Source organism: Arcicella sp., from assembly GCF_964672035.1.
In genome coordinates this window covers 1-10,912 of sequence record NZ_CBABQS010000112.1, presented here as the reverse complement: position 1 = coordinate 10,912, position 10,912 = coordinate 1, and the positions used below count along the sequence as shown (strand labels likewise).

Sequence of the window (10,912 nt, the reverse complement as noted above, 5' to 3'; positions counted from 1 at the left end):
TCCACCCGAATAAGATGCGGAAAAAACACTTCAAAATCAGCCGATTGAGCAATGAATGAAATAAGTAAGAGTAGATACATAAGAAATTTAAACATAGCGGTAATCTTTTTTTTCTGTAAAAGTATTACGCTAAAGTTCTGTGAATGAGGGATTTAGCCCTTTTGGGGAGATTGGAAATGGAAAGGAGTAAAATCAAATCTTTGATAGTTCATCAAGGTGATAAAATATTTCCCATACCCGTATTAACTATTGGTTTATTTCAACTCAAAAACCAAGTTGTTCAATCACATACGTTGGAAGGAAGTCATTTTCCTATTTTCCAATCTATGGAAGAAATAGAAGATAAATTAGCGCCAGAATTCAATCGAATTAGTAGGCAATTTATTGTAAATCGAAAAGTCATAAAAGATGTTTCCAGGTATTTTGGCCGTAAATTATTAGTCAATTAAACCATTCCTTTTTCAGAACAATTAATGATCAGTAAAGATAAAACGGCTCATTTCTTGGAATGGCTTGCTGAAAATTACCCCCCCCAATGTCCGCTTCCGAACCATATTTGTCCGTTTGACGCACTTTTTGGTTTACACATCTTCTGTCATTTTTTAATTTCGAACCATCAAAAATACAAATACAAAAATAATTACCAAGATTGATTAAAAGTGGCTGGTTGAATAATTTGAAATTATTCAATTACTTCCCGTAGGCTGAACTAAAAAGTTTACGGAATCGCCCGTTCGATTTATCGACACAGTGGCTCGATTACAACATTTAGTAAGTAAAAATAATTTTACACACCAATTATACATCATGAATCTGTTACAGCTTTTCGTTTTGAATGAAAATTGAGTTCATTTTATGTTTCAAAACTTGTACGGTGGATCTAAATAAGGAATAAGGTCAAAGAGGTTTTATAACTTTTTAATGAAATGAAAAATATTCTTGTAGCACAATTGATTTTTGTGTGTTTTTCTGCTCAAATAGTAGCAAATCAAATTAGTTTTTTCAATAATGGTGGTGAAAAAGGAATTGCCCGTTACTATGCTTCCAACCTTAAAGGAAGATTGACCTCATCTGGAGAAAATATGATGATTTACAACTTACCGCTTCACATTCAAAATATCCCTTAAATGCCTTAGTAAAAGGCACTAATGTATAAAATAATCTAACAGTTCAGGTTCGGACAAATGATTACTGCAAATGTGAAGAAGAAGATAAAACTATTAACTTATCGAAAGCAGCCGCTTCAAAATTACGTATAATCGTCAACGGAAAAGCAAACCTAAGGTTGGAAGTTGTGGCACAACCAGCGACTGAAAAAATAATTGATAAAGCACTTAATAATCTTCTGAATAAGGATCGGGAGGTTACCTCATAAGAAGAAAATAAAGAAACAAGAACTATTACTGTTGCTGTTGTAAAAATACTCGTTGAACCTTTTTTCGTGAATCCTCCCTACGATATTAGTGGTTCTGAGAAAAATCCAAAAGGTTTTGGTGTGCAAGTAACGGCACTTTCAAGCCCGAATATGATCCAAGATTTATACGACGAATTACTGGAGATGGGTGTGAAAAAAGAAGAAATTTATGTGTAAGTAGGAGAGAAAGACACTGGGAAAATTTTTAGAATAATTTTTAGCGAATTTTTTACGAAAGAAGGAGCAAACGAAAAGTTGACTTGATTTTCGCAATAAGGCTATAAGGGCGTAGTTCGCTCGCATCATAATTTGTAATCGGATACCCCAATTATAGAGACAATTTTTGACTTTAATGGTATTTCACAAACAAGCTAACGTCCGAATTGTAGGTAAAAATACCAAAAAAAAGAAAATAAATAATTGATAATTAGATACTTGTGTTACCGAACTTTTTGTTTAATGCGAAATTCTGCTAAGAAAGTACAACCCAACCCTAATTATTTCATTATTGCTAAAACCTGCCGGAGAAACTATATTATCTATCTTGTTGGCATTGACCAATTTAAATCACAAAAATTAATAAAATAGATGTCATTTTTACACGTGGATTGTGAATAAAACGACCAAATCTAATGTCAACGTTATGGTTCGATGATAAGTGTTTCAACACAACAGTGCGCTGAGCCTCCATCGCCGATATTAAATAATCCAATGGATGAGGCAATTGTTTTTCTACGAGCATTTTATCGCTAAAGTACAATACTTTAAAGAACGCTGAAAGGTGTGTACACCGGGTAAGTGAGGATACCAAGCCCCTGAACGGAGGTTAAAGATTTGAATTGTCGTGGTTTGTTGCGGAATTTTTCGTAGTTAGTCATTACTTTTTATGGCAAAGTTTGCACGCACACACGATATTAATTATACACAATTAGTATTCAAAATATCTAAAATAAATCCATTAATAATTTTCAGAATAATATCACTTTTACAAAATTTATGCACAATAAAATCACTTTGTTTCGAGGTAGACACCAAAAGTTATGTCTTCTACTTACTATTTTAACGCTTCTATCCTTTACGGACATTGAAGCAAGAATAGCTAATTTATTGCCGATTAATTCGCCATCACCAGTTTCTCGCTCGCCAGTGGTCCGATTGGTACAATGAAGAAGTCATTGGGTACAAATTATAGTATTAATAAAAACCATGATTCAACTAAAATTCTGTTAATACTTTAATTTTTAAAATCAACCACTAATTCCAATAATCATGAAACAGATTAAACAAATTTTTTCATTACTATTTCTAACAATATTGTTAAGTAGTAGTGCAATGGTCTGTGCACAGACCGAACCAGAGTACCTCCAAAATTGGACTCAACTCAAAGAAGCGGATTTTTATTTCGATGTTTCTTATGCAGTCGTAAAATGTAGTCCAACATCAAAAGCAAAAGTTTTATTAAATGCCTTTAATGAAGGTGGTTCTTATTTAAAAGTTGGCTTTAAGTTGGCTTTGAAAGATGCCAATGGCAATAAGGCTATAGTAGAAATTGCACCATTCGCTACAAAGCTTGGTGATATGTTTATCGCTTCTTGTGATAAAGAAGATCATTCCAATTTAAAGTTTGATGTACCTGAAGGAATAGATGGTGCTACCATGAAAATTGAAATCACTTATACCACAGGATCATGAGAAAAATAATTTCAATACTAATAACGATTGTATGCTTCGGTGTTAGTACACAATCTTTTGCACAACTGTGTAATACGGTTCCTGTAATCAATAGTTTTTCCCCAAATACTGGCTATATTGGAAGTAAGGTTACAATTTTTGGTGCAAATTTCGACTCTAATACAATCTCTAATAATGTAGTATATTTTGGATCAACAAAAGCGACCGTTATAAGTGCAACTTTTGGACAATTAGAAGTTATCGTACCCGTTGGAGCATCTACAGCTCCAATTTCAGTTACAAATCAGTGTAAACGTACTGCGTATTCTACTGTATCTTTTAATGGTATATTTTGTCCAACACCAATGAATAGTCAAACCTATAATAATAAATCATTTGACTTAACTGGTATAAATGGCGCATACAACATGATTTCACAAGATTTAGATCTTGATGGAAAACCTGAAGTAATCTCATCAGCCAATAGTGGTAATTTATCAATAGCCGTGAATAAATCTACCCCTGGATCTCTCTCCTTTACTGCAATTAACAGCAATGCAGGTGGTCAAAGTATCTATGCAGCAGATTTTGATGGCGATGGCCTAAAAGATTTACTATCCACCTCTAAAGTGAGTAGAAATACGAGTACACAAGGAAATGTTTCTATGGCGCCGTACCAAGCTATTCCAGCGGTCAGTGGTTACCAAATTGCAGCAGGAGACTTTAACAATGATGGTAAAATTGATATCATTGGAGGTAATAACGGTGGCGTGTATTTAGCCTTTAATACCAGTACAGGTCCTGGAAATATTTCATTTGGCCCTGCCCAATTTTTTGGGAATGTGGAAACAACATGTACCGGTATTCAGGTAGCAGATATAGATTCAGATGGTAAAACAGATTTTATTGCCTCTCAAGGAAATTCAAATAGAGCTGTTTCTATTAGAAACACCACTACAGTAGGTAGCATGACCCCATCTTTTGAAGCACCCGAATATTGGTCTTCTGATTCTGACCCTTCAGATGGTACAGGTACCTACCCTTATAGAGCACAGATTGCTGATTTTGATAAAGATGGAAAAATTGATTTTACTTCTTGTAATTATTCTGGAGCAACCAATGTTGCCATTTGGAGAAACATTTCTAATGTTGGTGATATTGTTTTTGCGCCCACTGTTAACTTACCTTCCCCAGGAGGCAACTATAGAATTGGTGTGGGAGATGCAGATGGAGATGGATACCCTGATGTGGTAACTAAATCATTGGCAGTTAATATATTCTCAGTATACAAGAATACTTCTACAGGTGCTGGTTCTCCAACTTTTGCTGCCAGAATTGATTATTCATCCAGCTCGCAAGCAGAAGTTTCTGGTATTGTAATTGGTGATTTAGATGGTGATTTTGTACCTGATATTGCTACTTCAGGAATAAGTTCGAATCGAATTTTATTCCATAGAAACACAAGCTCACAAGTAGACAATGTGCCGCCAACTGCCATTGCACAAAATATAATTGTAGGATTGGATCCAAATGGTACAGCGACAGTTGCTGCTTCACAAGTAAATAACGGGTCTTCCGATGCTTGTGGAATTAAATCTATAACACTTTCACAAACGCTTTTTACATGTGCTAATATTGGTGCAAACTCAGTAATACTTACCGTTACAGATAATGCCGGCAATGTAGCTACCGCAAGCGCTACCGTTAATGTGCAGACTGCAGCAATTATTGTTGCAGGTCAAACTACAGTTTGTCAAGGTGGAGTTATCCCTCTTACAGCGAATGTAGGCGATTCTTATCAATGGTATAAAAATAACGTTCTTATTGGTGGGGCAACCCTAAGGAATTATACCGCCACCCAAACAGGTTCTTACACTGTTGCAGTGACAAATTCTGGAGGATGTTCTGGAACTTCATTACCTACAGTATTAACCGTTAACGAGAACCCCACTGTAAACGTACTTGAAGGAAATAGCGTGTCTTTATGTAGTGGAACAGCTAAATTAACTGCTTCACAATCATCTATTTACCAATGGATGAATAATGGAGTAGATATAGCAAATGCTACTCAGCAAACTTATAATGCTAATACTGCAAGTAATTATAGTGTACGTGTGATAGACTTATTTGGCTGTTCTGCAGTATCTTCTACGGTTGTGGTTTCGAATGGAGCTCCTAAAATTGGATTATCTGAAGGCGATATACTAATCTCAGATAATAGTCTGAGTGATTTCGGTAATGTATTGCCAAATGCTAATAAGGAAAAGACGTTTACTATAAGTAATACGGGTACTAGTACATTAACTGTCTCACAAATTTCAATTGGTGGGGTTAGTGCGCAGTACTTTAGTATTACTGGTGCACCAACATCGGTAGCAGCAAATTCTTCAGCTAATTTTAAAGTGGTTTTTAACGCTCCAAATATTACTGATTATAGTGCTTCTGTTACTGTCCGTAGCAATGCCTGTGATAAAACTGTAGCTACTTTTAATTTAAAGGCTAAGATTACTTGTGTTGCAGCTTCTGTAATAGCACCGGCTAATATAGTTGTAAATACGGATGGCAATAATTGCGCTGCAACTGCAACATATATTGCCACTATTGCGGGAGACCCAGCACCAAACGTGACCTATTCATTTTCTGGTGCGACTACGGGTAGTGGTCAAGGAATAGGTTCTGGGAGTATATTCAATTCAGGCTTAACTACTGTAACAATTCATGCAATCAATGAATGCGGAAATGCTTTACAATCATTTACTATTACAGTAATTGATAATATCAAACCAGTAGTATTGGTTCAAAACAAAACGATCCAAATAGATGCAAACGGAGTCGCAACAATTACAGCGGCCGACATTAACAATGGGAGCACAGATAATTGTGGTATTGCAACTCTTGTTTTGAGTAAAACAGCTTTTGACTGTACAAATGTTGGAGCCAATACGGTGACTTTAACAGTAACGGATGTCAATGGAAACGTAAGCAGCAATACCGCTACGGTAACAGTCAATGCTTTGCCATCCGCAACGGCCAGCAGTAATTCGCCTATTTGTGCGGGAACGAGCTTGAATTTGACGGGTGGTGGTGTAGGCAATTACGCTTGGAGTGGACCGAATAGTTATGCTTCGACTTCTCAAAGTCCAACCATTGACAATGCCACGGTAGCGGCAACTGGTGTTTATACCCTCACAGTAACCTACGCTAATACTTGTACTTCAACGGCCACTACTTCAGTAATGGTCAATTCACTGCCATCCGCAACGGCCAGCAGTAATTCGCCTATTTGTGTAGGAACGAGTTTGAATTTGACGGGCGGTGGTGTAGGTACTTACGCTTGGAGTGGACCCAATAGTTTCACTTCGACTTCTCAAAGTCCAACCATTGTCAATGCCATGGTAGCGGCATCGGGTGTTTATACCCTCACCGTAACCAACCCCAATAATTGTACTGCAACGGCCACTACATCAGTAGCAGTTAATTATTTACCCACGGCAACCGCCAGTAGTAACTCGCCCGTGTGTGCAGGAAATACCATTAGTTTAGTGGGTGGTGGTTTGAGTGCACCATCAATTGTTTCTTCGGGGTCGTATGCGTGGAGTGGGCCAAATTCATTTAGCTCAACTTTACAAAATCCAAGCGTTGCTTCAGCAACCACGGTGGCAACAGGAACTTACCAATTAATTATTACCAATGCGAATGGCTGTACGGCTATCGCTACCACCTCGGTAACGGTCAATGCTTTACCCACGGCAACCGCCAGCAGTAACTCGCCCGTGTGTGCAGGAAATACCATTAGTTTAGTGGGTGGTGGTTTGAGTGCACCCTCATTTGTTGCTTCTTCGGGGTCGTATGCGTGGAGTGGGCCAAATTCATTTAGCTCAACTTTACAAAATCCAAGCGTTACTTCAGCAACCACGGTGGCAACAGGAACTTACCAATTAATTATTACCAATGCGAATGGCTGTACGGCTATCGCTACCACCTCGGTAACGGTCAATCCAGTTGTGGTAATTCCAACACCACAAGCTAATACTCAGATTATCTTTGGCGGGTCGGTAACGCTTACCGTCACGGGTTGCTCGGACGAAAATGATGTATTGAAATGGTATCAATCTTCGAATAATACTTTGGCAGTGATGCCCGTTTCACCTACGGTAACTACAAATTACTACGCCAAATGTGAAACAACGCTCAATACTATCACCTGTATTTCTGAAAAGTCTGCGAATGTAACTGTAACGGTTTTATCGCCAACTCCACCTGTATCAACGGGGGCTACCAATTGTCTGGGAATAGCCACGACCATAACGGCCACAGGATGCTCAGGGGCAGTCGGTGCTTTTGTCTTGAAATGGTATCAAAACACTGATGATGTATTGGTATCAATGCCTGTTTCTCCTTTGGTTTCAACTGATTATTATGCCAAATGTGAACACACTTTCAACGCTGTGACGGCCATAAGTGCCAAATCAAACGTAGTAACCTTGACGATTCTAAATCCACCAACCCCAATATCAACGGGCGGAACGATTTATAACGGACAATCAATTTCATTAACTGCCACAGGTTGCAGTGGAACATTAGGAACATTGACCTTGAAATGGTATCAAACCTCGAATAATGCCTCAGTTACGATACCCGTTTCGCCAACGGTTACCACCCAATATTACGCTAAATGTGAACAAACAGCCAATACTGTTACTTGCCTCTCCGCTAAAAGTAATGACGTAACCGTAACGGTTGTAAACAGAATCTTTGTGGATATTACTAAAATAGCTGAACCGATTCAAAATGGTAACTCGTGGGCAACGGCCTACGGAAGTCTCCAAGCGGGATTAGAAATTGCAGCTCCGGCAGTAGAAGTTTGGGTGGCCAAAGGAACGTACAAACCCACCACAACCACGACTCGAACCATTTACTTTAATATTCCAAATAACGTCATTGTTTATGGTGGCTTTGCTGGCACAGAAGACAATTTAATTGACCGTAATTTTAGGACTAACGTAACGGTTTTGAGTGGTGATATTGGAACGCAAATTCTAATGAATGATAACTCCTACCACGTAGTTACTTTCAGTGGTTCGAGCAGCGCTACCATTTTGGATGGTTTCACAATTACGGGAGGTAATGCCAGTTTTGACCCCAAGGTTAACGGTCTCCCTTTGCCTAATAATTATAATGTGACTAATCCTCCAAACGGAGTTCCTAATCTAACAGGGGGCGGTATTTTAATTGATAATGCTGGTAAGCCAATCATTACCAATTGTATCATTAACAAAAACACAGCGTGGTTTGGAGGCGGTATTTTTTGTTTGGATTCCAGTACGCCAAGCATTCAAGCGTGTGATATATCAAACAACGAAGCTACTTTTGGGGGAGCCATTTATGCCCACAACGCCAGTAATTTTACGATGAAAAACGTCTTGATGGCGGTAAACAAGGGGAATGGTGGCGTTTATAACAACACCTCAAACCCAACATTAACCAACTGTACCATTGCCAGTAATGGAGGTTATAATGGCGGCATTTTCAACTCAGCCAGTCAGCCAGTGGTGAAAAACTCAATTCTTTGGGGCAATGTTGGACCTTTCAACGATAATCAATCCATCATTTCGTATTCCATCGTACAAGGCGGATATTCAGGCATTGGGAATCTTACGGTGGACCCAAAATTTATTAATCCTGCCGCATTTGGTGCCGCTCCAAACACCACTGGAGACTATCATTTACAAGCAACATCTTTAGCCATCGACCGTGGAGATAATGGCCCTATTTCCTTGACGGACAAAGATTTGGATGGTAATTTTAGAAGATTTTCAGGCGGCAAAGTGGATATAGGCGCTTATGAATTTCAAGGTATTGGAACGTCAACCTTGGTAATTAGTGTAGTCACGGGACCTTGGGAGGCTAATTCAACGTGGGATATTGGCAGAGTTCCTCGATTGGGCGATTACGTCATTATTGACAACAGTCATATCGTAACTATCAACACTTCGGCTATTGCCAAGAATTTGCAATATCGTGGTAAAGGAACACTCAAATTTAACTCAACCACCAGTAAACTGGAACTGGGATTTTAACTATTCATGGACGACTTCAACCGATTGAAGTCGTCCATTATTTTCATTTATCTTTTTTCTTCTTAGCATGTTAGCTAATCTACCACTTTTCAGCGTTGTTTAGACCTGCTATATTGGTATATGATTAATTTTTCAGTCCTAAATAATCACTTTATATTCTAAGAAATCACCTAAAAATCTCATTACGCCACATGATATATTAGGTAATTAACCACAAATTATTCATGAAAACTTATAAAAGTACGAATAATCGAAACAGAATCGTATTAAATCAGAAAACCAGACTTAACGTGCCCATTAATTTTGTCATAATGCTAATCGGAGAAATCAATTATACAACTTTTATCATGACTGATGGAAGTAAACGAGTAGTAGCTCACACCCTTAAATATTTTGAACCTTTTTTGGAAACGCACGGCTTTCAAAGAATTCATCGAGGTAGTATGATAAATCCTATTTTTATGAATAAATATTGCCAAGAAGCAAATGTAGTAACCATGAGAAACGGAATGTCAATGAAAGTTGCTCGCAGTAGAAAAAATGCATTCTTGGTTGCTATTAGGAATGAGGTCACAAGTTCCTAATTGGGCTAAAAGTAAGATAGAGCCCCTGTAAGTAATTGAATAGTAGAAATTTACAAGGTATTTTTTTTAGGTTTCCTTGCCCACAATTCTCTGCAATGCCTTGACATGTTGTTGCTTGTAACCCGTTCCACAATGCACAACCATATCGGCAAACAACTCCGCAACCGCCTGATTTTCAATGAAATCACCTCTGCAAACATCCCAATACTGCGTTTATAAAGCGGTTTGACATCCCGTAAAACCGTCAGGCGTAAATCATTGGTGGTAATTTTACCGTCCGAATCCTTATCACAGGGAGAAACTTCGATGAATTTACCGTGACACCAAGTCTGATAAACTGCGTAGGTTACCCCAAACTTGGTAGCCCCTACCGCATCATATTGCGTAACCGTGAAAAACGTCCCACTATTTAGCAAAGATTAGTCAGGTTACTAACAACCTTACCACTCGCATTGATGCAGTCCGCATTATAGACGATAAATATATTATCGTTTACTTCTCCTATTCTTCCTGTACTCGTGGTTTCTCAAAAAATGTGACGAAAAATTACGGCTCAAAATTTAACGGTTTTTCTTCATCCTTGGCCGGTAGAAACACTCGGTCCCCGTGGCTGAGTGTCCTCACCAGCCAATTTGCGTCAGCAACTTGCCAAGCCATTTTTTTTCATAAATAACTTATAATCAGTTAGTTTAATTTCTATCGCACAATGGCTGGTGTGGACACCAGCCACAGAAATACCAGTTTTCTATCAAGATATTTGACTAAGGTATCACGGGCTTGGAATCCAAAATCATGCTTCAGTTCCAGTGCATCAATGTTCAAAATTCTGCAATTTGTCTTTACACCATTCCAGAGAATTTCAAAAGTATCACCATCAATAACACGGGTACACCGAACCGTAACCAATGGCATCGACTGAGAAAACGCATTAATCGAGGTACGAAGAAATGCGAGCGTGAGTAACTTTTTCATCGTGATATGGATGGTAATGTTGACTTGTAAATGATGCTACAATGATACACTGACTGTTTGATAATAAATAAGGAAGTAAATCTGAGAAGACTGACATACTCTCGAAAAAAGACTAATATTAGTCTTCTAATGCAAGAATAATTTTCTATATTTCTACTTTTCCAACAATTTATTTAAGTTATTTAATTAGT

At 38.1% G+C, this 10,912-nt stretch carries 8 protein-coding genes; 6 read left to right on the top strand and 2 right to left on the bottom strand.

Features of this window, described 5'->3' with window-relative positions:
- Positions 1 to 143: 143 nt before the first annotated feature.
- The 6 genes from AC1W31_RS19255 (at position 144) to AC1W31_RS19230 (ending at position 9,749) form a co-directional block, all read left to right on the top strand.
- Complete coding sequence (locus AC1W31_RS19255; protein ID WP_481736123.1) at positions 144 to 449, top strand: LytTR family transcriptional regulator DNA-binding domain-containing protein; 306 nt, start codon at positions 144 to 146, stop codon at positions 447 to 449.
- Positions 450 to 926: 477 nt separating this feature from the next.
- Positions 927 to 1,127 carry a hypothetical protein gene (locus AC1W31_RS19250; RefSeq protein WP_481736122.1) on the top strand — a complete coding sequence of 67 codons (201 nt, stop codon included), beginning with the start codon at positions 927 to 929 and terminating at the stop codon, positions 1,125 to 1,127.
- A 314-nt stretch (positions 1,128 to 1,441) separates the two neighbouring features.
- The gene (locus AC1W31_RS19245; protein WP_481736121.1) at positions 1,442 to 1,591 is read left to right on the top strand and encodes a hypothetical protein; all 150 of its coding nucleotides are present in this window, start codon (positions 1,442 to 1,444) and stop codon (positions 1,589 to 1,591) included.
- 1,092 nt (positions 1,592 to 2,683) lie between these two features.
- Entirely contained in the window at positions 2,684 to 3,106 is a 423-nt protein-coding gene (locus tag AC1W31_RS19240) for a hypothetical protein (RefSeq protein ID WP_481736120.1), read from the top strand.
- Positions 3,103 to 9,165 carry an FG-GAP-like repeat-containing protein gene (locus AC1W31_RS19235; protein ID WP_481736119.1) on the top strand — a complete coding sequence of 2,021 codons (6,063 nt, stop codon included), beginning with the start codon at positions 3,103 to 3,105 and terminating at the stop codon, positions 9,163 to 9,165. Before AC1W31_RS19240 ends, AC1W31_RS19235 begins: the two co-directional genes overlap by 4 nt.
- Positions 9,166 to 9,389: 224 nt before the next feature.
- Positions 9,390 to 9,749 carry a LytTR family transcriptional regulator DNA-binding domain-containing protein gene (locus tag AC1W31_RS19230; RefSeq protein WP_481736118.1) on the top strand — a complete coding sequence of 120 codons (360 nt, stop codon included), beginning with the start codon at positions 9,390 to 9,392 and terminating at the stop codon, positions 9,747 to 9,749.
- Between the two features lie 50 nt (positions 9,750 to 9,799).
- On the opposite strand, the gene AC1W31_RS19225 is transcribed toward AC1W31_RS19230, so the two are convergent.
- Positions 9,800 to 10,165 carry a hypothetical protein gene (locus AC1W31_RS19225; protein WP_481736117.1) on the bottom strand — a complete coding sequence of 122 codons (366 nt, stop codon included), beginning with the start codon at positions 10,163 to 10,165 and terminating at the stop codon, positions 9,800 to 9,802.
- Positions 10,166 to 10,445: 280 nt separating this feature from the next.
- Complete coding sequence (locus AC1W31_RS19220) at positions 10,446 to 10,721, bottom strand: thermonuclease family protein (RefSeq protein ID WP_481736116.1); 276 nt, start codon at positions 10,719 to 10,721, stop codon at positions 10,446 to 10,448.
- Positions 10,722 to 10,912: the final 191 nt, after the last annotated feature.

What these genes read in the sequence shown, in the direction of transcription:
- AC1W31_RS19255 (WP_481736123.1), top strand. Translation starts at nt 144, where the DNA reads ATGAGGGATTTAGCCCTTTTGGGGAGATTGGAAATGGAAAGGAGTAAA.
- AC1W31_RS19250 (WP_481736122.1), top strand. Translation starts at nt 927, where the DNA reads ATGAAAAATATTCTTGTAGCACAATTGATTTTTGTGTGTTTTTCTGCT.
- AC1W31_RS19240 (WP_481736120.1), top strand. Translation starts at nt 2,684, where the DNA reads ATGAAACAGATTAAACAAATTTTTTCATTACTATTTCTAACAATATTG.
- AC1W31_RS19235 (WP_481736119.1), top strand. Translation starts at nt 3,103, where the DNA reads ATGAGAAAAATAATTTCAATACTAATAACGATTGTATGCTTCGGTGTT.
- AC1W31_RS19230 (WP_481736118.1), top strand. Translation starts at nt 9,390, where the DNA reads ATGAAAACTTATAAAAGTACGAATAATCGAAACAGAATCGTATTAAAT.
- AC1W31_RS19220 (WP_481736116.1), bottom strand. Translation starts at nt 10,721, where the DNA reads ATGAAAAAGTTACTCACGCTCGCATTTCTTCGTACCTCGATTAATGCG.